At 71.9% G+C, this 25,562-nt stretch carries 19 protein-coding genes and 2 tRNA genes; 13 read left to right on the top strand and 8 right to left on the bottom strand.

What is annotated here, in order from left to right; genetic code table 11:
- Positions 1–18 precede the first annotated feature (18 nt).
- The gene (locus tag AB0M70_RS03320) at positions 19–2,490 is read right to left on the bottom strand and encodes a hypothetical protein (RefSeq protein ID WP_365815773.1); all 2,472 of its coding nucleotides are present in this window, start codon (positions 2,488–2,490) and stop codon (positions 19–21) included.
- 126 nt (positions 2,491–2,616) lie between these two features.
- Between AB0M70_RS03320 and AB0M70_RS03315 the strand changes: the two genes are divergently transcribed.
- The 5 genes from AB0M70_RS03315 to AB0M70_RS03295 all read left to right on the top strand — a co-directional run bounded on the left by AB0M70_RS03315 (position 2,617) and on the right by AB0M70_RS03295 (position 8,883).
- Positions 2,617–2,688: transfer RNA gene (locus AB0M70_RS03315), tRNA-Gly, on the top strand.
- 30 nt (positions 2,689–2,718) lie between these two features.
- The gene (locus tag AB0M70_RS03310; protein WP_365815771.1) at positions 2,719–4,140 is read left to right on the top strand and encodes an SDR family oxidoreductase; all 1,422 of its coding nucleotides are present in this window, start codon (positions 2,719–2,721) and stop codon (positions 4,138–4,140) included.
- A complete protein-coding gene (locus tag AB0M70_RS03305; protein ID WP_365815769.1) occupies positions 4,137–5,330 on the top strand; it encodes a ribonuclease inhibitor in 1,194 nt (397 codons plus the stop codon). The genes AB0M70_RS03310 and AB0M70_RS03305 overlap by 4 nt, the downstream gene beginning before the upstream one ends.
- Positions 5,331–5,407: 77 nt before the next feature.
- Positions 5,408–5,480: transfer RNA gene (locus tag AB0M70_RS03300), tRNA-Trp, on the top strand.
- Between the two features lie 52 nt (positions 5,481–5,532).
- Positions 5,533–8,883 carry a hypothetical protein gene (locus tag AB0M70_RS03295; protein WP_365815767.1) on the top strand — a complete coding sequence of 1,117 codons (3,351 nt, stop codon included), beginning with the start codon at positions 5,533–5,535 and terminating at the stop codon, positions 8,881–8,883.
- A 35-nt stretch (positions 8,884–8,918) separates the two neighbouring features.
- Here AB0M70_RS03295 and AB0M70_RS03290 read toward each other — a convergent pair whose 3' ends face one another.
- From AB0M70_RS03290 to AB0M70_RS03275, 4 genes are all read right to left on the bottom strand, one after another.
- A complete protein-coding gene (locus AB0M70_RS03290) occupies positions 8,919–9,890 on the bottom strand; it encodes an acyl-ACP desaturase (RefSeq protein ID WP_365815765.1) in 972 nt (323 codons plus the stop codon).
- A 180-nt stretch (positions 9,891–10,070) separates the two neighbouring features.
- A complete protein-coding gene (ddaH, locus tag AB0M70_RS03285; protein ID WP_365815763.1) occupies positions 10,071–10,847 on the bottom strand; it encodes a dimethylargininase in 777 nt (258 codons plus the stop codon).
- Between the two features lie 75 nt (positions 10,848–10,922).
- The gene (locus tag AB0M70_RS03280; RefSeq protein WP_365815761.1) at positions 10,923–13,214 is read right to left on the bottom strand and encodes an excinuclease ABC subunit UvrA; all 2,292 of its coding nucleotides are present in this window, start codon (positions 13,212–13,214) and stop codon (positions 10,923–10,925) included.
- 10 nt (positions 13,215–13,224) lie between these two features.
- On the bottom strand, positions 13,225–14,856 hold the full coding sequence (locus tag AB0M70_RS03275; RefSeq protein ID WP_365815759.1) for an ATP-binding cassette domain-containing protein: 1,632 nt from the start codon (positions 14,854–14,856) through the stop codon (positions 13,225–13,227).
- Between the two features lie 341 nt (positions 14,857–15,197).
- Here AB0M70_RS03275 and AB0M70_RS03270 point away from each other — a divergent pair, with 341 nt between their 5' ends.
- Positions 15,198–15,881 (top strand): GPP34 family phosphoprotein, encoded by a 684-nt coding sequence (locus tag AB0M70_RS03270; protein ID WP_365815757.1) that lies wholly within the window; start codon positions 15,198–15,200, stop codon positions 15,879–15,881.
- Positions 15,882–15,903: 22 nt separating this feature from the next.
- Here AB0M70_RS03270 and AB0M70_RS03265 read toward each other — a convergent pair whose 3' ends face one another.
- Positions 15,904–16,320, bottom strand: a complete 417-nt coding sequence (locus tag AB0M70_RS03265) for an SsgA family sporulation/cell division regulator (protein WP_365815755.1) — start codon at positions 16,318–16,320, stop codon at positions 15,904–15,906.
- 171 nt (positions 16,321–16,491) lie between these two features.
- Here AB0M70_RS03265 and AB0M70_RS03260 point away from each other — a divergent pair, with 171 nt between their 5' ends.
- Complete coding sequence (locus AB0M70_RS03260) at positions 16,492–17,607, top strand: oxidoreductase (RefSeq protein ID WP_365815753.1); 1,116 nt, start codon at positions 16,492–16,494, stop codon at positions 17,605–17,607.
- Here AB0M70_RS03260 and AB0M70_RS03255 read toward each other — a convergent pair whose 3' ends face one another.
- On the bottom strand, positions 17,608–17,904 hold the full coding sequence (locus tag AB0M70_RS03255; RefSeq protein WP_365815751.1) for a YciI family protein: 297 nt from the start codon (positions 17,902–17,904) through the stop codon (positions 17,608–17,610). It abuts the gene before it with no gap.
- A gap of 155 nt (positions 17,905–18,059) precedes the next feature.
- On the opposite strand from AB0M70_RS03255, the gene AB0M70_RS03250 reads away from it, so the two are divergent.
- Complete coding sequence (locus AB0M70_RS03250; protein WP_365815749.1) at positions 18,060–18,623, top strand: hypothetical protein; 564 nt, start codon at positions 18,060–18,062, stop codon at positions 18,621–18,623.
- A gap of 29 nt (positions 18,624–18,652) precedes the next feature.
- Positions 18,653–19,381, top strand: a complete 729-nt coding sequence (nfi, locus tag AB0M70_RS03245; protein ID WP_365815747.1) for a deoxyribonuclease V — start codon at positions 18,653–18,655, stop codon at positions 19,379–19,381.
- On the opposite strand, the gene AB0M70_RS03240 is transcribed toward nfi, so the two are convergent.
- A complete protein-coding gene (locus AB0M70_RS03240) occupies positions 19,353–20,564 on the bottom strand; it encodes a saccharopine dehydrogenase NADP-binding domain-containing protein (RefSeq protein WP_365815745.1) in 1,212 nt (403 codons plus the stop codon). The two genes, nfi and AB0M70_RS03240, sit on opposite strands and share 29 nt — an antisense overlap.
- Positions 20,565–20,760: 196 nt before the next feature.
- Between AB0M70_RS03240 and AB0M70_RS03235 the strand changes: the two genes are divergently transcribed.
- Genes AB0M70_RS03235 through AB0M70_RS03220 form a run of 4 tightly spaced genes read left to right on the top strand, consistent with a single transcriptional unit; the run spans position 20,761 to position 25,372 of the window.
- Positions 20,761–21,918 carry a CaiB/BaiF CoA-transferase family protein gene (locus tag AB0M70_RS03235; RefSeq protein ID WP_365815743.1) on the top strand — a complete coding sequence of 386 codons (1,158 nt, stop codon included), beginning with the start codon at positions 20,761–20,763 and terminating at the stop codon, positions 21,916–21,918.
- Positions 21,918–22,943, top strand: a complete 1,026-nt coding sequence (locus AB0M70_RS03230) for an LLM class F420-dependent oxidoreductase (protein WP_365815741.1) — start codon at positions 21,918–21,920, stop codon at positions 22,941–22,943. The genes AB0M70_RS03235 and AB0M70_RS03230 overlap by 1 nt, the downstream gene beginning before the upstream one ends.
- A gap of 18 nt (positions 22,944–22,961) precedes the next feature.
- On the top strand, positions 22,962–24,104 hold the full coding sequence (locus tag AB0M70_RS03225) for an acyl-CoA dehydrogenase family protein (RefSeq protein WP_365815739.1): 1,143 nt from the start codon (positions 22,962–22,964) through the stop codon (positions 24,102–24,104).
- A 47-nt stretch (positions 24,105–24,151) separates the two neighbouring features.
- Complete coding sequence (locus AB0M70_RS03220) at positions 24,152–25,372, top strand: acetyl-CoA C-acetyltransferase (RefSeq protein ID WP_365816287.1); 1,221 nt, start codon at positions 24,152–24,154, stop codon at positions 25,370–25,372.
- The last annotated feature ends 190 nt before the right edge of the window (positions 25,373–25,562 follow it).

Here is a 25,562-nt window from a genome sequence, read left to right as displayed (position 1 = left end):
CCTCACGCGCGCGTCACCTCAGGCGTAGGTGACCGTGAACCTCCTCGTGCCCGCCGGAACGTGTACGTCGTCCCCCGTCACCGCCAGGTCGCGGCCGTCCGCCGTGACCGTCCGCACGGGGCCGAACCGGCACGGATAGACGTACCGCACCCGCTTCGGCGCCCGCGTGATGTCCACGGTCACCTTCCGCCCGCCCGCGTCGTGGGTGAGCCGGTAGCCGAAGGGCGCGCCGAACAGGTTCGGGGCGTCGTCGACGGCCACCGTGGCACCGTCCGGCACCCAGTGGGGGCGTATGCCCGGGGCGATGTAGAGGTGCGGGTCGCGGTCCTCGTCGGCCTCGAAGAAGAGGATGTCGCGGAGCAGGAGCAGGTACTCCGCCGCCGCCCAGCCGTGCGGGATGTCCCCCATGTACCAGTGACGGCCCGGGACTTCGCGGTAGTCGGAGGCGATGGGGAAGGCGTGCTGCTCGTTCCACGCGCCGAGCGCCACCGCGCGCTCCTCGGTCCGCGGCAGCGAAGCACCGATGATCCAGCCGAGCAGTGCGTCCATCCGCTCGGTGTCACCGGCCAGCAGATAGGCGTGCGCCAACTGGGTCGTGAGATAGGGGCCGTAGGTGTTCCAGGCCGCTTCGTGGCGGTAGCCGCCGGTCACGAAGTGCGCGTACATCGTGTCGAGCGTCCAGCGGGCCGCCCGGTCGATGTCCTCGCCCAGCTTGCTGCCCATGTGCAGCCGCAGCGGGTGGAAGAACGCCGCCGTGCCGATCATCGTCGAGTCGAGCCGCCCGACGTCGGCGGGCCCGGTCGGGATGTACGTCTCCCAGGCGCCATGCCTGCGTTGCTCCTCCAGGACCCAGCGGATCGAGGCGGCCGTCGCCCGCTTCAAGTCGTCGAAAGCGCCCCAGAGTTCGGGGACGTCGGGGGAGCCGAGCCGCTCCGCGAGCCGAGCGGCCTCGTAGAGTCCTGCCAGGCCCCACAGGTCATCCCAGTAGTGCGGCTTGTGGCGCTCGCCGAGATGTTCGGCGCTCCAGCCGCTGTGCAGCAGGCCGTTCTGGTCGCGGTTGTCCCGCAGCCACCGGGCGCCGTCGATGACGTACGGCGTGTAGAGCTTGGCGCCGAACGCGGTGGCACGGCCGTGCGTCCGGTCGAAGCGGCCGATCGCCCACAGCGCCTGGCCGTTGCTGTCCCACTCGCGGTCGTCCTTCTCGTGCGGGCCGCCGAAGAAGCCGTACTCCGCGCACGGCCCGATGCGGCCCGAGCCGCGGTTGAACTTGAGCGGATAGTGCGTGCCCAACTGGCGCTCGGCCAGCGACGCGTCGCCGACCAGCGAGCACGCGGTCGCCTCGACGGAGGAGTCACGGATCCAGAAGGAGTCGTACACCGTCGGCCCCGGGTGGATCTCGCCGTGGTCGGAGAGGATCAGGAGCTGCGAACGGCACTGGCGGAACTGGTCGGCCAAGTGGGATACGGGCAGCGGCAGTTGAGGCTGCAACCCACGCGCGATCAGCTTGTCCGTCCAGAAGACCCGATTGGCCTCCTCCAGGTCCGCGGCCGGAGTGGCCTTGATCTCCGCGAGATCGGCGGACCCGCTGTAGAGGTCGACGGGAAGCCGCACGTCGAGTTCGAACAGCTCGTCGTCGGTGATCCGGTAGGGCCAGGCGAACGCCGCACTGCACATCCCGGCGATCTGGTCCTGCGCCTGCACGGCGCCGTTCAGCTTGCCGCCCGTGACGAGGTCGTGGAACGGATTGCGGGTCAGATAGGCGCCCGGGTCGTACGTGAAGTCCGGGTTGCCGTACACGCCGAACTGCTCGGGAGGCGTGTCGAACACCGGGCCCCAGCCCGAGTTCGTCTCCACCCGCCCCTCGTCGGGCAGATGGCGCAGGAACGTCAGGCGCCGGTCGGTGATCTGCCGGCCGTTGCGGTCGTGCCGCTGGAAGCCGCTCGGCCCCGCGGGCATGACGGCCGCGCACAGCCAGCCCTCGCGCGGCTGCCCGGTCGCGCTGCCCACGGTCAGCCGGGTCACGACGAGGTCCCGCTGCCGGGGACCGATCGCCGTCCCGAAGGTGCGCTGCACGAACTCGGTGCCGTCGGCGGTGCGGAACGTCGTCAGGACCACCGGCAGATGCGGCGCCTCCATGCGCTGGCCGACGGCCCCTGCGTCCGTCAGCTGTGGAAGGCGGACGGCGCCGGTCGACGGTGAGTAGAGGAAGAAGGACAGGCAGTACTTGTCGTAGACCGGTTCGATCTCGCCCGCCTGCCCGATCAGGGACTCCTGCCGGTGGTCCTTGACGCCCACCATGTGCCAGTAGCGGTACAGGGCGTTGGAGGAGAAGGCGGCCTCCTTGGATTCATAGGTTCCCGAGTCGAAGTCGTCGCTCCAGTGCCGGAAGGCCGCCTGGGCCCACCACGGAACGGGGTAGGGCACCTGAGCCCGTCCCGCCCAGCCGCGCCACATGACCTCGTAGAACATCCACTCATGGGTCTGCGCCATGGGTTCCACCCCCGTGCCCACCGTTGCACCAGGGCGGGCGGTCGTAAATCGGTTCGGCACGGGGGTCTTGTGCGGTTACGATCCGGGAGCGCGGGCGGGCCGAACACTCCTGGTCCGCGGGTGTGGGGTCCTGTAGAGCAGAGGCAGACTCGCCGCTTTGCCAAGGCGGATACGCCGGTTCGAATCCGGTCGGGACCACGAGCGGACGGCACGGGCGGGGCGGGACGGATGAGTGAGAGCGGCGCGACCGGCGAGGCGACCGGCGGGGGGATCAGCGAGGCCGACCTCGCGGTCTTCCACGACGTGGTCGGCAGGCTCCGCGCGCTGCCGGTCGACGACCCCGCGCGGCTGCGCGCCGAACAGGTCGCCGCGTCCTTCGCCCGCGACGGGCGGCTGCGCAGGCGCAAGGCGCGCGGAGCCGAACTCTCCGCCGCCGACGCCGCCGTGATGGCCGCCACCGCCACCGGGGCCGACGACCGCCGGGAGGACGCGCCGCTGGTCGCCGATGAGGCTGCGGGTGGTGTGAGTGGTGCGGGTGCTGCCGTAGCCACGGGCTCCGCGGGTGTCGCGGGAGTTTTCCGGCGGCCCCGGCCCTGCTATGTCTGCAAGGCGTCGTATCGACAGGTCGACTTCTTCTACCACCGGCTCTGCCCCGACTGCGCCGCCGACAACCGAGCCCGGCGCGGGCTCGCCACCGATCTGAGCGGGCGCCGCGCGCTGCTCACCGGGGGCCGCGTGAAGATCGGCTTCCAGCTGGCCCTGATGATGCTGCGCGACGGCGTGGAACTCCTGGTCACCAGCCGCTTCCCGCACGACACGCGGCGCCGCTTCCGTGCCGTGCCCGGCAGCGAGAAGTGGCTCGACCGGCTGACCGTGCTCGCCGTCGACCTGCGTGACCCGCGCCAAGTCCTCGGCCTGTGCGAGGAGTTGCGCCAGGAGGGCGAACCGCTGGACATCCTGGTCAACAACGCGGCGCAGACGGTGCGCAGGCCGTCCGAGTCGTACGCGGCGCTCATGGCGGGGGAGTCGGCGCGGCTGCCCGCCGGGGCTCGTGGCGCGCCCGGGTTCCGCCCGATTGCGGCGCTGGAGGACGCCGCCGCGACGCGGGGCGCGCTCGCTTTCGTCCTGAACGAGGCCGACGAGGCGGGCCTGCTGCCTGATCCCTCGCCGGAGAACTCCTGGTCGGCCCGGCTCGGTGACCTCGACCCCGCCGAGGTCCTGGAGACCCAGCTGGTCAACGCGCTGGCCCCGGCCCTGCTCTGCGACCGGCTGTTGCCGCTGCTGCTCGCCTCGCCGCGCCCCCGTACCTACATCGTCAACGTCACCGCGGTCGAGGGCCGCTTCGCGGTGCGCAACAAGATGGCCGGGCATCCTCACACGAACATGGCGAAGGCCGCCCTGAACATGCTCACGCGCACGAGCGCCGCCGAACTCGCCGCGCGCGGCGTGCACATGTGCGCCGTCGACACCGGCTGGATCACCGACGAGAACCCCGCACCGAAGAAGGACCGCATCGCCGACGCGGGCTTCCGCACGCCCCTCGATGTGGTGGACGGCGCGGCTCGTGTCTATGACCCGATCGTGCGGGGCGAGGCGGGCGCGCCGGTCTCGGGAGTCTTCCTCAAGGACTACCGGGAGGCCGAGTGGTGAACGACCCGTCTGTGACACCTCAGTTCGCGGGCGTGCCCCGCGTCGAAGCGCGCCCCCTCGCCGAACTGGACCCGCTGCTCGCCTGGTTGCGCGGCGGAAAGGCGCCGAGCGAGCGGGTGGACTTCGCAACCGGGACCGCACTTCCGGACGGGCGGCTCGACCTCTGCAAGCAGGCGATCGGACCGCAGGGTGCCGCGCTGATCGCCGGAGCACTGCGGGCCGACCGCGACGAACAGGAGCCTGCCGTACGGCACTTGCTGCTCGGCACGGACGGTCTGGGCGACGAGGGCGCGGCCGTCGCGGCGGCGGCCGCGACCGGCGAGACGGGCCCCACCGGAGTCGAGACGCTCTACCTCGGCTGTAACGGCATCACCGCCGGCGGCGCCTGCCGCATCGCGGACCAGCTGCGTGCCTCGCCGCAGGTCGTGACGGGACTCTGGCTCAAACGCAATCCGCTGGGCCCGGGTGCGGGAGCAGCCGCCACCGAACTGATCGAGTCCGTACGGACGTTGCGCACCCTCGACCTCGTCCAGACCGGCCTGGACGCGGCCGGAGCGGCGGCCCTCGCCGACGCCCTGCTCACGGCGGCCGGTGCCGAGCGTGGCGTCGAGCGGGTCTTCCTTGGCGGCAACCCGCTGGGACCGTCGGGCGCGGCCCCGCTGGCCGAGCTGATCGCGCGGGGCGGAGTGCGTGAACTGTACGTATCGGCAGCGGCGTTGGGCGACGAGGGGGCGCTGCTGATCGCGGAGGGGCTGGAGCGCGCGGAGCCGGGCGGGCTCGACCGCCTGGCCCTCGCCAGCAACAGCATCGGGCCGCGAGCCGCCGCCCGGCTCGTCGCGGCCTCCGTGACCGCCGGAGTGCGACTGCTCGACCTCGGCCGGGTGCGCGCCGCGGGGACGCTCGGAGCGGCGGACAACCACATCGACGACACGGCGTCGGGAGCCATCGCGGAAAGCCTCGCCGCGGTCGAACACCGCCTGTCGCACCTGGTGCTCGCCCACACCGGCCTACGCAGTCGCGAGGCCCACCGCCTGCTCGACACCGCCGCCCACGCGCGCACACCCACCCGCTTCGTCCTCGGCCAGGGCATCGAGGCGAGCATCAAACGCCGCCTCGCCGCCCTCAGCGCACACATCCCGGCACCGTCGACCCCACGGGACGTGGCGGCGGTACGCAGCGTTCACCGTTGAGCTCGCGAGGCGAAACCTTTCTCACCGACCGAATCCCGAGACCTCGGCCCGCCCTGGGGATACGATTCACCGCAAGGCGGGGCGTAGCGCAGGGGCTGTCGCGCCGGTCTCCAAAACCGGAACACGCTGGTTCGATTCCAGTCGCCCCGCCCCCTTGGCAATTGCTCGTCCCCGAGTCGGTCCCACCGGGCACAATCCGTGCATGGCTCCGCACGAGAAGACCGCCGCCCACTATCTGCTCTCCGACCTCGACCCCCTGCCCTATCCGCGGCGGGTGCGGGAGATCGCCGAGAGCGCCCGGGACCTCGCCGGACGCGGGGCGCTGCGGTCCGTCATCGAGGAGCTAGAGCGCGGCGGCCCGTACGAGCGCGGGGTGGCCGTCCTGCTGGCCTGTGCCGGTAAGGACGCCGAGTGGACCGCGGCGCGGATCGCCGACCCCGACCCCTTCGTGCGGGGGCACGCGCTGCGGGTCGCCCAGAGCCACGGAGTGCCGGACGCCGCCTTCGAGGCCGCGCTCGACGACGCCCCCGAGGTGGTGCGGCGGCAGTTGCTGCGGGCGATCGTCGCCGGGCGCCGCACCGCGCTCGCCGATCGCGTCATCGAACCGCTGCGCCGGCAATGGGGCGACGCCGAGGCGGCCCGGCTGCTCCCCGGCTGCTCGGGTCCCGTGGTCGAGCGGCTGCTGCCCGGCCTCTTCCATGCCGTACGGGGCTGGCGCCCGCTGGCGCGGCGGCACGCGGGAGCCCTGCTCGACGTCGCCGGACATGAGCTCGACGCGCTGCCCGTCGCGCTGCGGGACGCGTGGTGGCAGCGGTACGCGGCGGGAATCGCGGCCGTCACGGAGGCGGAGCCGGCCCGGGTGCTCGACCTCCTCGAACGGTTCGCGCCGAGCGTGTTTCCGCCGCACCTGCGCCCGCGTCTGGGTGTGCTGGCCGGTGCCGCGCCGGGACGTGTCCTGGCGATCCTCTCCGGGCCCTGGGGGTGGCCGCTGCGGCACAGCGGCCACCTCACGGCTCCCGTGCTGCGCAAGCTCGCCCGTTCCGGCCTGCCCGAACTGCGCGCCTACGCCCGCACGGTCGCCGACGACTCCGCTGACCTGGCCCGGCTGATGCTCGCCCACCCGCCCGCCGAACGGGCTGCCGTGTACGCCCTCGCCGTCGAGGGACGCGGCGCGGGAGGCGTCACCGTCGACGGGGTCATCCTCGGCGCGCTGCCCCGTAGCGCCGTCGCCGACGAGGCGCGACGGATGGCCGAGCGGGTCAAGGAGAGCGGCGGACACTGGAGTGCCGTCCTGCTCGCCGAGTCCTTCCTGCCCTGCGCCGAGGTGCGCGACCGGCTCGTGGCGGCGACCCGGCGGCCCGCGGCCGACGACCGCGCGGAGGCGTGGCCGCTGCTCGTCCGCAACGCCGCCCGCTCCGGCGAACGGGCCCAAGTCACCGCCGTACTCGAAGAGATGACCCGGCTCGCCAACGAGCAGGACCCCGTGCGGTCCGCCGCCCTGGCCGCGCTCGCCGAGACCCGCCCCGCCCTTTTCGGGACCGATGCGGAACCGTTCCTCGACCGGATCTCCGCCGACGCCGTCACGGCCCGCGACTCCTCGCACCGCACCCGCGGCAGCCTCAGCCGCCTGGCCGTCGCCGTCCTGCGCGAACACGCGGCGTGCGGACAGCGGGAGTTGGTGAACTGGGCGCTGCGCACGCTGGTCCGCATCTCCGGCAACACCGGCGGCGCCGACCTCGGACGCCTGGACCACACGCTGCGCCGCGGCCAGGAGCACGACGTGTTCGAGGCGCTGCGTCCCTGGATCGAGGCGGGCGCGGAGAAGGCCGACTACAGCCTCACCTTCGCGCTGGCCCGCGCGGTCGGCCGGCGTGCCGCGGGAATGCGGGAGGTGCAGGAACTCCTGTGGCAGGCCATCCGGTTCGGCAGCAACGCGACGGTTTCGAGGGCGGTCGACCTGTGGTTGCAGCCACCCGCGACCCGTGACGAACGCGTCGCCCGCGTCCTGGCGCACGAGCAGTCGACCGCAGTGCTCGCGCCGGTCCACGCCGTGCTGTGCTCACGCCGCACGGACCTGCTCGACCCCCTCCTTTCCGCCACACCGCCCTACGGACGGTTCCTGACCAAGGGTGCCGCCTGGACCGTACCGGCCGACGCCCGCCAGATCAGCCGCTGGCTGCCGCGCCAACAGGAGGCGCTGGCGCGTCAGTTGGGGCAGGCAGCCGGTGACGCGGGGCTCCCGAAGTGGGACCGGGCCGAGGCGATCGCACGCGCCGCGTGCGTCCCCGGCCCGGGGGAGGAGCTCGTACGCCGCTGGACCACATCGTCCGACACGGTGCTCGCCGAGGCGGCCATCGGCGCCCTGGCCCACATCTCGCGGCCCGGGGACGTACTGCCCGACCTGCTCGCGCACGCGGGGGGCGAGCGGGCGCGGGTCGCGGTGTACGCGGCGACGCGGGCGTCACGGCACGCACCGCCCTCCCGGCTCGCGCCGCTGCTGCGCGAGATCCTGTGCGGGCCCGGCAAGAAGGTCACGAGCCGCAAGGAGGCCGCGCGATTGGCCGCCGTACGGCTGCCCGCGCCCCAGGCGGCGGCGCTGCTCGCCGACGCCTATGAGACGCCGGACGCACACCGCGACGTACGCGCGGCGTGTGTCGCCTTCGCGGGTGGGCTGCTCGGCGAGGAGCGGGTCTGGGCGCTGCTGAGGGACGCAGCCAGGGGTGAGGCGGTGCTGCGCACGGCAGTGCTTCGGGTCCGGCCGCTCGACCTGGCGCCGGAGCATCGGGAGCGGTACGCGCGCCTGGTGCGCGAGGCGGTCGGGGCCGATGACGACGAGGCGGCGGGCCAGGCGCTCGCCGCCCTGGCGCGGTGGGCCCCGTGGTCGCCGGACGCGGCATCGGTCCTCGCGCACGCCGTCGCGGACCTCGACCGGCGGGCCACGTGGCAGGTGGCCGCGCGGGGTCTCGTGACGGCGGCGGCGACCGCGCCCGGAGGCGTTGAGGCGTTGTGCGGCGCACTCGCGGCGCTGGCGGCGGGTTCCGATGCGTCCGATGCGCCGGACCGGGATCTGCCCGCGCGGCGGCGGATCGACTACGTGGCCCGGACGCTGACCGACGAGGGCGAGGTGTACCGCACCGCTGCCTTGCGGGCGGCCGAGCTTCTTGCCGGGTACGGGGACTTCGTGCCGCAGGCCGCTGAGGTGCTCGCCGGCGCCGTGGCGCTGGACGGCGAGTCCGCGGAGGTGGCGGACGCGGTGTCGCGGCTGGCCCGGCTGCACGAGGGGCGGCCCGCGCTGGCCGTACGGACGGCGTCGGTGCTGGGCGCGCGCCTGGCCGAAACGGAGGGGGAGACGGCATCGCTGCTGCCCGTGGCCCGGCGCTTGGCCGAGGACGGCGGCCACGCGTCCGGACTCTTCGCCGTCGCGGCGGTGGAGTCCCTCGGGGAGCGGACCGGCTGGCCCGCGGCCTGGCGCGATCTGCTGGGGTCCCTGCGGGGCCACGGCGTCCCGGACGTCCGGGACGCCGCGCTGACGGTGTGCACGACGCGGGAGTGACGGCGAGGCCGGCACCCCCGCCGGGGAGGGGTGCCCTACTTGCCCCGGGCCGCCATCCGCGCCTTGCGGGCGGCGAGCTTCTCGTCGAACTTGCTGGCCTCGCTGTCGAGCCCGTTCATGTACAGGCCGAGCTCTTCCTGCGCCTTGAGACCCTCGGGGCCGAGCCCGTCGATGTCCATGACCTTCAGGTAGCGAAGGACGGGCTGGATCACGTCGTCGTGGTGGATGCGCATGTTGTAGATCTCGCCGATGGCCATCTGGGCGGCGGCGCGCTCGAAGCCGGGCATGCCGTGACCGGGCATCCGGAAGTTGACGACGACGTCGCGCACGGACTGCATGGTCAGGTCCGGGGCGAGCTCGAAGGCCGCGCCCAGGAGGTTGCGGTAGAAGACCATGTGCAGGTTCTCGTCGGTGGCGATGCGCGCCAGCATGCGGTCGCAGACCGGGTCGCCCGACTGGTGGCCGGTGTTGCGGTGCGAGACGCGGGTCGCGAGCTCCTGGAAGGCCACGTACGCGACGGAGTGCAGCATCGAGTGCCGGTTGTCGGACTCGAAGCCCTCGGCCATGTGCGCCATGCGGAACTGCTCGAGCTTGTCCGGGTCGACGGCGCGCGAGGCCAGGAGGTAGTCGCGCATCACGATGCCGTGGCGGCCCTCCTCGGCGGTCCAGCGGTGCACCCAGGTGCCCCAGGCGCCGTCGCGGCCGAAGAGGGATGCGATCTCGTGGTGGTAGCTGGGGAGGTTGTCCTCGGTCAGCAGGTTGACGACGAGGGCGATCTTGCCGATGTCCGTCACCTTGGACTGCTCCGGCTCCCAGGCCTCGCCGTCCTCGAAGTAACCGGGGAAGTTCCGGGCGTCCGAGAACGGGACGTACTCGTGCGGCATCCAGTCCTTCGCCACCTTCAGGTGGCGGTTGAGCTCCTTCTCGACCACTTCTTCCAGGGCGAACAGCAACCGGGCATCGGTCCAGTCGTCCGTGCTGCCGAGATGGGGAGAGGTGATCGTCACGGGGGCTCCAGGGGGGACGGGAGTTTTTACGGATTACGTGCGTAGGGGTTACGCGGTAGCACGAGCGGTGGTACCTACCTACGGTCTCGTAGGTTACGTTGCCGTAGGTTAAGCCCTCCGTAAAGTGGCCGAGACAGAGGGGCCCAGGAGCCTCTCGTGTCCCCTCCGCCCCAGGACTGGTCAGGCGTACAGCTCCCGCAGCCGGACTGAGAGGCATGTCACACAGCCCTCAAGCTTCTCGAACTCGCTGATATCCACCACGACGGGCTCGAGACCGAGGTCCGCGAGCAGCTCCGCGCTCTTGGGCGCGCTCGCCGCGATGAGCAGTTTCGCGCCACCGAGCAATACCACGTGCGCCCCGGATTCCTCGGGCACGGGCAAGAAGCGCGGGAAGAGCGAGGGGGAGTCCACGAGGGGCGGGTGGCCGATGACCGTGCCGTCCGGCAGCGCCGTCACCGCCGACTTCAGATGCAGGACCTTGCTGACGGGTACGGCGACGACCCGCGCCCCCAGCGGCTCGAAGACCGCCCGAAGCTGCCGCACACCGGCTGCGTTCGTGCGCCCACCCCGGCCCACGTAGATCGTGTCGTCGACCTTGAGGATGTCGCCGCCGTCCAGCGTGCCCGGCTCCCACACCCAGTTCACGGAGGCGCCGAGCCGGGCCACGGCCTCCTCCACGGCGGCCGTCTCCGGCCGCCGGGACTCGGCGCCGGGGCGGGCGATCAGCGCCACGTTGCGGAAGACGACGACGGTGTCCTCGACGAAGACGGAGTCCGGGCAGTCGTCGGCGGGCTCGATCTCGATCGTCTCCCAGCCGTGCGCCCGCAGCGCGTCGGCGTACGCCTCCCACTGTTCGAGGGCGAGGTCCGCGTCGACGGGGGTCCGCTCGACATGGGTGACCAGGCCTTCGGCGAGGCGCGGTCCTGGCCGGCGGATCAGCGCTTTCCTGCTGGGCACGGGATGTTCTCCGTAGGGGTGGAGCGGCGGGGGCGCCCCCACCCGGCGGGCGCCGGGCCGGGGTCTTTCCGCTCATCATGCAGCGTGCGAGGGGTCCAGGCCCAGGTCTCGTCGCAGATGATCGGCGGTGAATGATCCGGTCGCCTCGACGAGCTGTCCCGGTGTCCCCTCGAAGACGATCCGGCCGCCGTGCTTGCCGCCGTCGGGGCCGAGGTCGATCACCCAGTCCGCGTGCTTGACGACCTCCAGGTTGTGCTCGACGACGACCACGGTGTTCCCCGCGTCGACGAGCCGGTCCAGGAGGGCGAGCAGGCCGTCCACGTCCGCCATGTGCAGGCCGGTCGTCGGCTCGTCCAGGACATAGGTCGTGCCGGTGCGGTGCAGCTGCGTGGCGAGCTTGATGCGCTGGCGCTCACCGCCCGACAGGGTGCTCAGCGGCTGCCCGAGCGTCAGGTAGGTGAGCCCCACGTCGTGCAGGGCCCGCAGCCTGCGCCGTACGGCCGTGTCGTCGACGGCGGCGAGGAAGGCGAGGGCGCGCTCGGCCGTCATGTCGAGGACGTCGGCGATGGAGCTGCCGCCGACGGTCAGCCGGAGCACGTCCTCCTTGAAACGGCGCCCCTCGCACGCCTCGCAGGTCGTCGTCACCGGGTCCATGAAGGCCAGGTCGCTGTAGATGATCCCGCGGCCCTGGCAACTCCCGCACGCCCCCGCCGAGTTGAAGCTGAAGAGCCCCGCGTCCCGGCCGGTCTCGCGCGCGAACAGCTTGCGCAGCGAGTCCATGATCCCGAGGTACGTCGCCGGGGTCGACCGGCCCGAGATGCCGATGCCCGACTGGTCGACGACCACGGCGTCCGGGTGCTCGGCGACGAACGCCCGCGACACCAGCGTGCTCTTGCCCGATCCCGCGACGCCCGTCACCGCCGTGAGCACCCCCGTCGGCACGCACACGCTGACGTCCTTGAGGTTGTGCAGGTCGGCGCCCTTGACCCACCGCCCGCCGATGGCCTCGCGCGGGCTCTCCTTGACGTCCGTCGAGCGCCGCAGGTGCCGGCCCGTGAGCGTGTCGGCGCGGCGCAGCTCCTGCGGTGTCCCCTCGAAGACGACCAGACCGCCGCCGGTGCCCGCCGCGGGGCCCATGTCGACGACGTGGTCGGCGACGGCGATCACGTCCGGGTCGTGCTCGACGACCAGGACGGTGTTGCCCTTGTCGCGCAGGCGCAGCAGCAGGTCGTTGAGCCGCCCCACGTCACGCGGGTGCAGCCCGACGCTCGGCTCGTCGAAGATGTACGTCATCCCGGTCAGGCTGGAGCCGAGGTGCCGCACCGTCTTCAGGCGCTGCCCCTCGCCGCCGGAGAGCGTGGACGTCTCGCGGCCGAGGCTGAGGTAGCCGAGGCCGATCGCCTCGATCCGTTCGAGTGCCGCCACGGCCGCCGACGCGACGGGCCCGGCCACCGGGTCGTCGATGCGGGCGAGCGCGGGGATGAGGTCGGTGACCTCCATGCGCGAGCAGTCGGCGATGCTCATGCCGTCGATGCGGGTGGCGAGCGCCGCCGCGTTGAGCCGCGCCCCCTCGCAGACGTCGCACTCGCCCTCGACGAGGAAGCGCTGCACGAGGTCGCGGGTCTTCTGCGAGAGCGTCGAGAGGTCGCGGTTGAGGTAGAGCCGCTCGAAGCGGTCCGCGAGCCCTTCGTAGTCGATGTCCCGCGCGCCCCCGGTGTTGTCGACGTTGACCTTGCCGCCCTGCTCGCCGCCGCGCATCAGGAACTCCCGCTCCCGCGCGCTGAACCGTCCCACCGGCTTGTGGGTGTCCAGGTCGGGGGTGTTGGTGTACGTCTGGCCCTGCCAGGTCCCGGCGGCGAACGGCGGGAAGAGGATCGCGCCGTCCGCCAGGGACTTGGCGGGATCCAGGATGCGGTCGTAGTCGGGCCGTACGGTCTTGCCCAGGCCGTGGCACCGGGGGCACATGCCCGACGGGTCGTTGAACGAGTACGCGGTGGCCGGACCGGCACTCGGTGTGCCGTGCCGCGAGAACAGCACGCGCATCACCGAGTAGATGTCCGTCATCGTGCCCACGGTGGAGCGCGAGTGGCCGCCGATCGGCCGCTGGTCGACGACGATCGCGGGCGAGAGCTCCTCGATGGTCTCCGCGTGCGGCCGCTCGTACTTCGGCAGCCGGTTGCGGACGAACCACGTGAAGGTCTCGTTCAGCTGGCGCTGCGACTCGACCGCGATCGTGTCGAACACGACCGACGACTTCCCCGACCCCGACACGCCGGTGAACACCGTGAGCCGGTCCTTCGGGATGCGCAGGTTCACCTCCTTGAGGTTGTTCTCACGGGCTCCTGTGATGGTGATGAACTGGTGCATACACGCGAAGCTAGCCGGGATACCCGACAGCTTCTGTCGTGATTTCCTTCATTTCTCCGTCGAGCAGCAGCCAGCGCGTGATGTTGATCGACTCCAGGAACGGCACGTCGTGACTGGCCACGATCAGTGCCCCCTCGTACGACTCCAGGGCCGTGGCCAGCTGTTTCACGCTCGCCATGTCGAGGTTGTTCGTCGGCTCGTCCAGCATCAGGAGCTGCGGCGCGGGCTCCGCGAGCAGCAGCGCGGCCAGCGCCGCACGGAACCGCTCGCCGCCCGAGAGGGTCGCCGCCCGCTGATCGGCCCGCGCCCCCTTGAACAGGAAGCGGGCCAGGCGGGCCCGGATCCTGTTGTTGGTGGCCGCGGGTGCGAAGCGTGCCACGTTCTCGGCGACGGTCAGTTCCTCGTCGAGGACGTCGAGGCGCTGGGGCAGGAAACGCAACGGGACATGCGCGAGCGCCTCGCCCTCCACGGCTGCCAGCTCTCCGGCGATGGTCCGCAGGAGCGTGGTCTTGCCCGCGCCGTTGCGGCCGACCAGCGCGATCCGCTCGGGGCCGCGCAGCTCGAACTCGCCCTGCACACGGGCTCCGTAACGCAGGGTCAGCTCGCGCAGCGTGAGCACGGTGCGGCCGGGCGGGACCGCGGTGAACGGCAGGTCGACGCGGATCTCGTCGTCGTCGCGCACCGCTTCGACGGCCTCGTCCAGGCGCTCCTTCGCCTCGGTGAGCTTCTCCTCGTGCATGATGCGGTGCTTGCCCGCGGACACCTGTGCCTGCCGCTTGCGCTCACCCATGACGACCTTGGGCTCGCGCTTGGTGTCCCACATCTTCTGGCCGTACCGCTTGCGGCGGGCCAACTTGACGTGTGCGTCGGCCAGTTCGCGCTTCTGCTTCTTCAGGTCGGACTCGGCGACACGGACCATGCGCTCCGCGGCCTCCTGCTCGGCGGCCAGCGCTTCCTCGTACGCCGAGAAATTACCTCCGTACCACTTCAGTTCTCCGTCCCGCAGATCGGCGATCTGGTCGACCAGATCGAGGAGTTCACGGTCGTGGCTGACCACGACCAGGACTCCGGACCATGCCTCGACGGCCGCGTAGAGGCGCCGACGGGCGTACAGATCCAGGTTGTTGGTGGGTTCGTCGAGCAGGAGCACATCAGGCCGGCCGAGCAGCAGCGCGGCAAGGCGCAGCAGCACGGACTCGCCGCCGGACACCTCGCCGGTGGTCCGGTCCAGGCCGATGTGGCCGAGGCCGAGCTGATCGAGGGTCGCGACGGCACGCTCCTCCACGTCCCAGTCGTCACCGACCGCCGTGAAGTGCTCCTCGGCCACGTCGCCCGACTCGATGGCGTGCAGGGCCGCTCGCGTCGACGCGATGCCGAGCACCTCCTCGACGCGCAGCGTGGTGTCGAGGGTGACGTTCTGCGGCAGGTACCCGATGTCACCGGCGACGCGGACGGTGCCGTCGGTCGGCGTGAGCTCACCGGCGACGAGCTTCAACAGGGTTGACTTTCCTGACCCGTTGACGCCGATGAGGCCGGTCCTGCCGGTGCCGAAGGCCGCCTGGAAGCCCTCGAAGACGCCGGTGCCGTCCGGCCAGGTGAAGTCGAGCGACGTGCACGTGATGGAGGTGGGGTGGGTAGACATGGGGTCCTCGCGGTTGCGTGAGATGAAGCGCGGTCAGGGGCAACGCGTTTCGGGACACCGCGAGGTGCGACTAGAGGACGGGAGCAGCGTCGTCAAAAGGCGGCAAGGAGGGCAGAAAAAAGGGCCCTGCGCCTGGGGACGGCTCGTACGCCGAGGTCGCACGCTACGCACACGGCCGAGCCGTGTGACGCGGTGACACCAGACCTCAGACGAGCAACGTCCTACTCCTATCGGCGACAACAGAACCGCTATACACCGTAGGGTGCGGCCCAGGGGCTGTCAACGACTTATCGTGAGCGCGGACGAGGAGCGCCGACAGGAGCGCGTACGAGGAGGCCCTCATGCCCTATGGCTCGCTCTCACTTCCGACCCGGATCTTCCTGCTGGCCTGGGACACCGGCCGGAACAGGATCGCCGGCGCACCCGACCTGCCCTACGCGGTACGGGCCTGCGCGCTGGCGGAGCTGGCCCAGAGAGGACTCGTCTCGGACGTGGACGGCATCGTCACGCCGGTCTTCGGCGCCCGCACCGGGGAACAGGCGCTCGACGGCGTCCTCGAACTCATCGAGGAGTCCCGGCCCCGTAAATGGCGCGGCTGGATCACTCACAAGTCCGGGCACACGATGGACGGGGTGCGCGACCAGCTGGTGGCGGAGGGCTATCTGCGGTCGGAGCGCACCCGGGTCCTCGGGATCTTCCCCTCCCGGCGTTACGAACTGGAGCGCGCCGGATACGTGGAGGTCCTGCACGCCGAGGCGCTCGCGGTCCTGCGTGGTCCGGTGCCGGTGTCCGAGGTCCCGCCCGGCGACGCGGCCCTGGTGGTCTGCGCGGCGACGGGCAAACTGCGCGGCATCATCCCGGGCAAGGAACGCAGGCAGTACAAGGACCGGCTCGACGAGCTCACCGACCGCGCCGGGGCCCCCGGCCCGGAACTCCCGGAGGTGATGCGCCGGCTGCGCAAGGCCCTGGCGTCGGCGGTCTCGGCCGCGGAGGCGGCCAGGTCGGGCGGCAGCGGGGGCGGTTGAGGGGCGGTCCGCGACCGGGGTGCTAGCAGGCGTCCCGCATCAGGTCGGCGAGGTCCCGGTCCAGGTCGACGTACAGATGCTCGTCGCCCATCGGCACCAGGGCGAGCGAGCGCTGCAGGAAGCCGCGCAGTTCGCCGCTGCGGATGTGGACGATCGCCGTGCCCTCCGGGGCGTGGAACTCGACGACCGTGCGGTCGAAGCCGTAGGGCCGCACGCGGACGTCGCCGTCGCCCACCCCCTGCTCCAGGCCCTGGGCGAGCAGCTCACGGGCGAAGGTCCAGTAGACCTCGATGCCCTCCAGGGTCGCCGGGGCGGGGAAGCTCATCCGGACGGCGAACGGATCGCTCCGGTCGTAGTGCAGCGTCGCGGGAATGGTCGACATCCGCGGTGCGGCGGCGACGAGGCGGGCCTCTACGGCTTGTTCGATGCTGGTGGACAACGCCTGCTCCCTCAACTACAGCTGGACGACTCGGGTCGGCACTTTGATAGACGTCGGAATGACGGAATCCGTGCACGCGAACACGGAGTGACCTCGGTCACCGCGTGCTCTTCACTCTCTTCACGGAATCCCCGGAAGGAATCCTGCGTTCCGGTGGTAACTTCGCCCGCCATGAAGTCTCTGGGGAAGACGAGATGGGTGCGGTCCACGGGCCGTGCGGTGTCGGTGGGACTGTGCGGGGCGGCGCTCGCCGCGACGGCGCTTGCCGCGCCCGGCCCCGCCCAGGCGGCCGCCGGGAGCCAGTCGCAGCGCGGCGGCGGCTGGGACCTCAAGGACAGCGGCTCCGACGCGCGCTTCCGCGGTCTGGCCGCCATCAGCAGGCACACCGCCTGGGTGGCCGGCGCCAAGGGCACCGTGCTGCGCACGTCGGACGGCGGCGAGAACTGGCGGAACGTCTCTCCGCCCGGGGCCGAGGGGCTGGAGTTCCGGGACGTCGAGGCCTTCGACGGCCGCCGCGCGGTGGTCCTTGCCATCGGCGAGGGCGAGGCGTCCCGCGTCCTGCGCACGTCGGACGGCGGAGCGACTTGGACGGAGTCCTTCCGCAACACCGACCCGAAGGCCTTCTACGACTGCATGACGTTCTTCGACCGGCGCCACGGTCTGGCGATGAGCGACCCGGTGGACGGCAAGTACCGCATCCTGTCCACCGCCGACGGCGGCCGCTCCTGGAAGGTCCTGCCCAGCGACGGCATGCCCGCCGCCCAGGAGGGCGAGGCGGGCTTCGCGGCGAGCGGCCAGTGCCTGGTGAGCTCCGGCTCCCGCGACGTGTGGCTCGCCACCGGGGGAGCGGCACGCGCGCGTGTCCTGCACTCCGCCGACCGTGGCCGCACCTGGACGGCCACGGACGCGCCGATCCCGGCGGGCGACCCGGCCCGCGGTGTCTTCGGCCTCGCCTTCCGCGACCGTACGCACGGCATCGCGGTCGGCGGTGACTACAACGCGGGCAAGCCCTCGCCCAAGGCCGCGGCCACCACCCGCGACGGCGGCCGCACCTGGACCACGGCAGCCGAACCCCCGCCCGCCTACCGCTCCGGGGTGGCCTGGCTGCCCGGGAGCCGCCGGGGCGCGCTCGCGGTCGGGCCCACCGGCACGGACGTCACGGCGGACGGCGGGCGCAGCTGGCGGACGGTCGACTCCGGGTCGTACGACACCGTCGACTGCACGCGCGACCGGGCCTGCTGGGCGTCCGGCGAGAAGGGCCGGATCGCCCGCTGGGAGCGGAGGTAACTAGGGCAGCTGCTGCCGGTAGGGGGCGAGTGCCGGGGCCGTCTTCGTGGCGATGAACTCGGTGATCCGGTACTCGCAGACCTCCGCGAGCACGAAGGGGTCGCCCGCCGCGATCTCCTCGATGGCGGCACGGTCGTCGGCCACGGCCAGGATCACGCCGCCGTCGCGCGGGTTCTTGCGCCCGGAGGCGATGAAGACGCCCTGCTCGTACAGCTGGTCGAGCCAGGCGACGTGGGCATCGAGCTCCTTGTCGACGGCGGACACGGGCGCGGTGTAGGTCAACTCGAGAACGAACATGATCGCGAGGCTACCGCCGGGCGCCGCCATCCGTGGCGGTGGCCCGGGGCGGTCGCGGTCCCTCACCTGGCCGACTCTTATGCTGACGGCTCCACCTGCCGCTCCATGGGGCCACTTCGTGCCGCGCGGCTGCCCCATTTCTGCCGGGAGACACTTTGCTGTACAGAAAGACCACTTCGCGCGGTGTCGCGACGGTGGCCGTGCTCGCCCTCGCGCTGACCGCCTGTAGCGGCCACGACGGCAAGAAGGACGCGTCGGACCGGAAGCGGGTGGCGCGCGGCACCGGCGAGAGCGCCACCGGCGAGGCGAAGGAGGGCGACGTCTTCGTCACCTACGACCTCACCGCGCAGAAGGTCGAACTGGGCACGGAGGCGCAGACCGCGAAGATGGTCTCGGAGCCCAAGCTGGCCAAGGGCCTGGTCCCGGCCATCGCCTACGTGAAGTACACGCACAGGTCCGGCCCGACCCTCACGGAGCGCCCGCGCGCCAGCCAGCCCACCACGATCTGGGCGGACGGCAGGCGCGGCACCCTGATCGTCGGCGCGGCCGACCGCACGCCGGGCTGCGAGGCCCCCTCGTCCATCAAGGGCTGGAAGCGGGGCGAGACGCACGTCATGTGCGAGACCTACCTCGTCCCCAAGGACGCGAAGAAGCTCGAGGTCCACTGGTCCGAGCAGGGCGGCCAGACGTTCATCTGGAAGTTCCCGGCAACCAGGTGAGCTGAGCTCCGCCTAGGCTTGCCCGCACCATGACGACGCACACGACTGCCTCTGCCCACGCGCCCGCGGACTGGCCCACCGACGAGCAGGCCGCCCGCGCCGTCCAGGACCGGCTCCGCGCCCGGGTCGTGCTCGACGAGGCGGGCCCCGAGCCGGGCACCGGACACGTCACGGGCGTCGACGTGGCCTACGACGACGAGCGCGACATCGTCGCGGCCGCGGTCGTCGTCCTGGACGCGGCGACACTCGACGTCGTGGAGGAGGCGACCGCGGTGGGCCGCGTGGCCTTCCCGTACGTGCCGGGACTGCTCGCCTTCCGGGAGATCCCCACCGTGCTGGCCGCCCTGGGGGAACTGCGGGCCGCGCCCGGCCTCGTCGTCTGCGACGGCTACGGCATCGCCCACCCCCGCCGCTTCGGCCTCGCGAGCCACCTCGGCGTCCTCACCGGGCTGCCCACGATCGGCGTGGCCAAGAACCCCTTCACCTTCACGTACGAGGCTCCGGACGCGCCGCGGGCGAGCGCGTCCCCGCTCCTCGACGGGGCCGAGGAGATCGGCCGCGCCCTGCGCACCCGCGAGGACGTCAAGCCGGTCTTCGTCTCCGTCGGCCACCGCGTGAGCCTGGACAACGCCTGCGCCCACACGCTCCGTCTGACGCCGCGCTACCGCCTCCCGGAGTCCACGCGCCGCGCGGACGCCCTCTGCCGCGCGGCGCTGCGCGAGGCGACTACTACCGCGACGCCGCCACCCGGAAGCTGAGCCCGGCCGCCGTCAGCCGCGCCGTCAGGGCGTCGCCCATCGCCACGGCGGTGGTCAACTGCCCGGCCACGTCCGGCAGGTCGTCGTCGACGGCCAGGCACAGGGCCGCCTCGCCCAGCATCTTCGCCGTCTCGTCGTACCCCGGATCGCCGCCCGAGACCTCCGTGTAGACCCGCTTGCCGCCGCCCTCGCCGACGAACCGCACGGAGAACCAGCTGTCCGCGCGCCGCTGCTCGCTCGGCCCGTCGCCCGGCTTCAGGCGCGACGACAACCATCGGCGTGCGGGCGGCAGTTGGGCCGCGGCGACCAGAGCGCTGACACCCACCGCGCCGCCCACCGCGAAGGGCAGGGTCTTCACGGCCGCGTAGTGGCGGTAGCGGAAGTCGGGCCCGTAGCGGTCGAGCGCGCGGGCCGAGCGCTGCACCACCTGCGGGTCGATGGTCGGCAGGGGCAGGGCCCAGGCGCCGACCTCGCCCGCGTACCGGGGCGCGCTCGGCGGCGCGTACGCCTTGCGGCCCACCACGCGCGGCTCGTGACGGCGCCGGTCGCGTGCGGCGGCCAGCATCTGCGGGCCGCGCGCGAACTGGGCGAGCGCGGAGGCGAACGTACCCCCGGAGAAGGTCGCGTTGCTGCGCACGAACCCGTCGACGCGCAGCGGCACGCCCTCGGGCAGCTGGCGCACCGTGAAGTACGCGCCCAGGTCGTGCGGGACCGAGTCGAAGCCGCAGGAGTGCACCAGGCGCGCGCCCGTCTCCCGCGCGCGGGCGTCGTGCCGCACGTACATCAGGTCGACGAACTCCGGCTCACCGGTGAGGTCCACGTAGTCCGTGCCCGCGTCGGCGCACGCGGCGACGAGTTCCTGGCCGTACTCGAGGTAGGGGCCGACGGTCGTGGCCACCACGCGCGCGTGCCCCGCCATCTCCCGCAGGGACGCGGGGTCCGCCACGTCGGCGCGGACGAGGGGGAGCTTCGCGCAGGCGGGGTGGGCTTCGGCGAGCGTGTCCCGCAGCCGCTCCAGCTTCCCGGTGTCACGCCCCGCGATCGCCCAGCGCACGCCTTCGGGGGCGTGCGCCGCGAGGTACTCCGCGGTGAGCACACCGACGAAACCCGTCGCCCCGAAGAGCACGATGTCGTACGTGCGGTCCGCCGCACGCTCCTTGCCGTTGCCGTTCTGACTGGTCATGGCACCTCTCTGCCGTGCGCCCCACGCCGATGTCGGTGGCCGAGGCTAGCGTGCGGGGGGAGTCGCGGCGCAAGGCCCGTCCCCCGATTTGTCTAAGCGCTTGCTTGCTAGGGTCTTGTGCGGAGTGGAACACGTTCTTAGCATCACTGGTGTTACATCAGTTGTGTCATAGCTGTGCCATAGCGCTGGGGGCTCAATGGCAGTTCCGGACAAGGACGTTCACGGACCGCTCGCAGGGGTGCGTGTCGTCGAGCTCGCGGGCATCGGTCCCGGGCCGTTCGCGGCCATGCTCCTCGCCGACCTCGGTGCCGACGTCGTACGCGTCGACCGGCCGGGAGGCGGCGGTCTCGCGATCAATCCCGCGTACGACGTCACCAACCGCAACAAACGCTCCGTGATCGTCGACCTCAAGGCCGCGGACGGCGCGGACCGCGTCCTGGACCTGGTCGACCGCGCCGACGTGCTCATCGAGGGCTACCGCCCCGGCGTCGCCGAGCGCCTCGGCGTCGGCCCCGACGCCTGCCACGCCCGCAACCCCAGGCTCGTCTACGGCCGGATGACCGGCTGGGGCCAGGAGGGACCGCTCGCCCAGCGCGCCGGGCACGACATCGCGTACATCGCCATCACCGGCACCCTCGGCATGATCGGCAACCCCGACGAGCCGCCCACCGTCCCCGCCAACCTCGTCGGCGACTACGCGGGCGGCTCGCTCTACCTCGTCGTCGGCGTCCTCGCGGCCCTGCACCACGCGCGGGCGACCGGCGCGGGGCAGGTCGTGGACGCCGCGATCGTCGACGGCACCGCGCACCTCACGTCGATGATCCACGGCATGCTCGCGGCCGGCGGCTGGCAGGACCGGCGCGGCGCCAACCTCCTGGACGGCGGCTGCCCGTTCTACGGGAACTACGAGACGGCCGACGGCGGGCACATGGCCGTCGGCGCCCTCGAGCAGCAGTTCTACGACGAGTTCATCGCGCTCCTCGGCCTGACCGAGGAGGCGCCGGCCCGCAAGGACCTCGCCCGCTGGGGCGAGCTGCGCGAGGCGGTCGCCGCCCGCTTCAGGACACGTACGCGCGAGGAGTGGACGGCCGTCTTCGAGGGCTCCGACGCGTGCGTGGCGCCCGTGCTCTCGCTGCGCGAGGCCCCCGCACACCCCCACCTCGCCGCCCGCGGCACCTTCGTGGACCACGGCGGCATCACCCAGCCCGCACCCGCGCCCCGCTTCTCCACGACGCCCACGGACGTGCGCAGCGGCCCCGCCCAGCCGGGCGCGGACACCGAGGCCGTGGCCCGCGACTGGGACGTACCGGCGCTCGTCCGGCATTCCGGCACCACCACGAAGGAAGACAGCTGATGGAGATCTCCGCACCTCTCGCCTACGCGGGCGACCCGCGGCAGGCAGCCGACGATGTCGCGGCCCTGGAGTCCGCCGGTCTGGACGCCGTCTGGGTGGCGGAGGCGTACGGCTTCGACTCGCCCACCATCATGGGCTACCTGGCCGCGCGCACCGAGCGTATGAAGATCGGCGCCGCGATCCTCAACGTCTACTCGCGCACCCCCGCCCTCATCGCCCAGACGGCGGCCGGACTCGACGCGATCTCCGGCGGCCGGGCGATCATCGGGCTCGGCGCGTCGGGCCCGCAGGTCGTCGAGGGCTGGCACGGAAAGCCGTACGACAAGCCCCTCGCCCGCACCCGCGAGGCCATCGAGCTGACCCGCCGCATCCTGCGCCGCGAGGTCATCGACCACCACGGCGTCACGGACATGCCGCTGCCCAGGGAAAAGGGCGGCAAGCTGGGCAAGCCGCTGAAGATCCTCACCAGGCCGGTCCGCTCCGAAGTGCCCCTCTACGTGGCGTCGCTGGGCCCGGCCAACGTCCGCATGACCGCCGAGATCGCCGACGGCTGGCTGCCCACCCTGTTCATCCCGGAGAAGGCCCACCAGGTGTGGGGCGCCCCGCTCGCCGAGGGCAAGGAGAAGCGCGATCCGGCGCTCGGCCCCTTGCAGACGGTCGCGGGCGGACTGCTCGCCATCGGTGACGACGCGGCCGCCGCACGGGATCTGGCCCGACCCCAGATCGCCCTCTACGTAGGCGGCATGGGTGCCCCGGGGAAGAACTTCTACAACGACCTCGCGGTCGCGTACGGCTACGAGAAGGAAGCGAAGCTCATCCAGGAGCTGTATCTCTCGGGCAAGAAGAAGGAAGCCGAGGCCGCCGTCCCGGACGAGTTCTGCGAGCTCATGTCGCTGTGCGGACCCGAGAGCTACGTCCGCGAGCGTGTCGAGGCCTTCCGTGCGGCGGGCGTCACCATGCTCAACGTCATCCCCGTCGGCCCCGAGCCGGCCAAGTTGATCGAGACCGTCAAGGGCTGGCTCTAGGGCTGTAGGAGGCCGAACGTGAAGCGACAGATCTTCTCCGCCGAGCACGAGGCGTTCCGCGAGACCGTCCGCACCTTCCTGGCCAAGGAGGTGCTGCCCCACTACGAGGAGTGGGAGAAGGACGGGATCGTCAGCCGTGACGCGTGGCTCGCCGCGGGCAAGCAGGGGCTGCTCGGGCTCGCCGTGCCCGAGGAGTACGGGGGCGGCGGGAACACCGACTTCCGCTACAGCGCCGTCCTCGCCGAGGAGTTCACCCGGGCGGGCGCGGCCGGGCTCGCGCTCGGCCTGCACAACGACATCATCGGCCCGTATCTGACCTCGCTCGCCACCGAGGACCAGAAGCGCCGTTGGCTGCCCGGCTTCTGCTCCGGCGAGATCATCACGGCCATCGCGATGACCGAACCGGGCGCGGGCTCCGACCTCCAGGGCATCCGCACCACCGCCACCGACCAGGGCGACCACTGGCTGCTCAACGGCTCCAAGACGTTCATCTCGAACGGCATCCTCGCCGACCTGGTGATCGTCGTCGCCAAGACGTCGGCGGAGGGTGGCGCGAAGGGTCTGTCCCTCCTGGTCGTCGAGCGCGGCATGGACGGCTTCGAGCGGGGCCGCAACCTCGACAAGATCGGCCAGAAGTCCCAGGACACCGCCGAGCTGTTCTTCAACGACGTACGCGTCCCCAAGGAGAACCTCCTCGGTGAGCTCGACGGCGCCTTCATCCACCTGATGACGAACCTCGCGCAGGAGCGCATGGGCATCGCCGTCGCGGGGATCGCCGCCGCCGAGCACCTCCTGGACATCACCATGACGTACGTCAAGGAGCGCGAGGCCTTCGGGCGCCCGCTCTCCAAGCTCCAGCACATCCGCTTCGAGATCGCCGAGATGGCCACCGAGTGCGCGGTCACCCGGACCTTCCTCGACCGCTGCATCGTCGATCACTCGAACGGCGAACTCGACGCCGTGCACGCCTCGATGGCCAAGTGGTGGGCCACCGAGCTCCAGAAGCGCGTCGCCGACCGCTGCCTGCAACTGCACGGCGGATACGGCTACATGACCGAGTACCGCGTCGCCAAGGCCTTCACCGACGGCCGCATCCAGACGATCTACGGAGGCACGACCGAGATCATGAAGGAGATCATCGGCCGCTCCCTGCTCGCCTGAGCCTTCCCCACCCTCACCTGCAAAGTTCTTTGCGAAAGGCTGCTGTCCTGACCACCGAAGCGTACGTATACGACGCGATCCGCACCCCGCGCGGACGCGGCAAGGCCAATGGCGCCCTGCACGGCACCAAGCCGATCGACCTCGTCGTCGGCCTGATCCACGAGATCCGGGCGCGGTTCCCCGACCTCGACCCGGCCGCCGTCGACGACATCGTCCTCGGCGTCGTGGGCCCCGTCGGCGACCAGGGCTCCGACATCGCGCGGGTCGCGGCCATCGCCGCCGGTCTTCCCGACACCGTCGCGGGCGTGCAGGAGAACCGCTTCTGCGCCTCGGGTCTCGAAGCGGTCAACATGGCCGCGATGAAGGTGCGTTCGGGCTGGGAGGACCTCGTTCTCGCGGGCGGCGTCGAGTCGATGTCGCGCGTCCCGATGGGCTCGGACGGCGGCGCCTGGTTCGCCGACCCGATGACCAACTACGAGACCGGTTTCGTGCCGCAGGGCATCGGCGCCGACCTCATCGCGACGGTGGAGGGCTACTCCCGGCGTGACGTCGACGAGTACGCGGCCCTGTCCCAGGAGCGCGCCGCGGCGGCCTGGAAGGACAACCGCTTCGAGAAGTCCGTCGTACCGGTCAAGGACCGCAGCGGTCTCACCGTCCTGGACCACGACGAGTTCATGCGCCCCGGCACCACCGCCGACTCGCTCGCCAAGCTGAAGCCGTCCTTCAAGGACATCGGCGACCTCGGCGGCTTCGACGCCGTGGCGCTGCAGAAGTACCACTGGATCGAGAAGATCGACCACGTCCACCACGCGGGCAACTCCTCGGGCATCGTGGACGGCGCGGCCCTGGTCGCCATCGGCAGCAAGGAGGTCGGCGAGCGGTACGGCCTCGCGCCGCGCGCCCGGATCGTCTCCGCGGCCGTCTCCGGCTCCGAGCCGACCATCATGCTCACCGGCCCCGCCCCTGCCGCGCGCAAGGCACTCGCCAAGGCGGGCCTGACCATCGACGACATCGACCTCGTCGAGATCAACGAGGCGTTCGCGGCGGTCGTGCTGCGCTTCGTCAAGGACATGGGCCTGTCCCTGGACAAGGTCAACGTCAACGGCGGGGCGATTGCGTTGGGGCATCCCTTGGGCGCGACGGGGGCGATGATCCTGGGCACGCTCGTGGACGAGCTTGAGCGGCGTGACCTGCGGTACGGGCTCGCCACGTTGTGCGTGGGCGGGGGCATGGGGATCGCCACGATCGTGGAACGGGTCTCCGGCTAAGCGCCGAGGGGCTGTTGTCCGTCGCCGACTGCGGGTGCGTTGTGGCTGGTCGCGCAGTTCCCCGCGCCCCTGAGATGCGCACTGCGTGCGCCACCTCAGGGGCGCGCACCGGGGAAGGCAGCGGCGAAGCCGCACGCCTTCAGGGGCGCGGGGAACTGCGCGATCAGCCCCCACCCACCGTCAGTCGGCA

Origin of the sequence: Streptomyces sp. NPDC051214 (assembly GCF_040682375.1) — a bacterium.
GTDB lineage: Bacteria > Actinomycetota > Actinomycetes > Streptomycetales > Streptomycetaceae > Streptomyces.
This window is presented reverse-complemented; position numbering and strand designations above follow the sequence as displayed.

Excerpts from the sequence above, each read along its gene's own strand:
- nfi (WP_365815747.1), top strand. The coding sequence starts at position 18,653 with ATGACGACGCACACGACTGCCTCTGCCCACGCGCCCGCGGACTGGCCC.
- AB0M70_RS03260 (WP_365815753.1), top strand. The coding sequence starts at position 16,492 with ATGAAGTCTCTGGGGAAGACGAGATGGGTGCGGTCCACGGGCCGTGCG.
- AB0M70_RS03235 (WP_365815743.1), top strand. The coding sequence starts at position 20,761 with ATGGCAGTTCCGGACAAGGACGTTCACGGACCGCTCGCAGGGGTGCGT.
- AB0M70_RS03310 (WP_365815771.1), top strand. The coding sequence starts at position 2,719 with ATGAGTGAGAGCGGCGCGACCGGCGAGGCGACCGGCGGGGGGATCAGC.
- AB0M70_RS03275 (WP_365815759.1), bottom strand. The coding sequence starts at position 14,856 with ATGTCTACCCACCCCACCTCCATCACGTGCACGTCGCTCGACTTCACC.
- AB0M70_RS03240 (WP_365815745.1), bottom strand. The coding sequence starts at position 20,564 with ATGACCAGTCAGAACGGCAACGGCAAGGAGCGTGCGGCGGACCGCACG.
- AB0M70_RS03230 (WP_365815741.1), top strand. The coding sequence starts at position 21,918 with ATGGAGATCTCCGCACCTCTCGCCTACGCGGGCGACCCGCGGCAGGCA.
- AB0M70_RS03255 (WP_365815751.1), bottom strand. The coding sequence starts at position 17,904 with ATGTTCGTTCTCGAGTTGACCTACACCGCGCCCGTGTCCGCCGTCGAC.
- AB0M70_RS03295 (WP_365815767.1), top strand. The coding sequence starts at position 5,533 with ATGGCTCCGCACGAGAAGACCGCCGCCCACTATCTGCTCTCCGACCTC.
- AB0M70_RS03280 (WP_365815761.1), bottom strand. The coding sequence starts at position 13,214 with ATGCACCAGTTCATCACCATCACAGGAGCCCGTGAGAACAACCTCAAG.
- AB0M70_RS03270 (WP_365815757.1), top strand. The coding sequence starts at position 15,198 with ATGCCCTATGGCTCGCTCTCACTTCCGACCCGGATCTTCCTGCTGGCC.
- AB0M70_RS03320 (WP_365815773.1), bottom strand. The coding sequence starts at position 2,490 with ATGGCGCAGACCCATGAGTGGATGTTCTACGAGGTCATGTGGCGCGGC.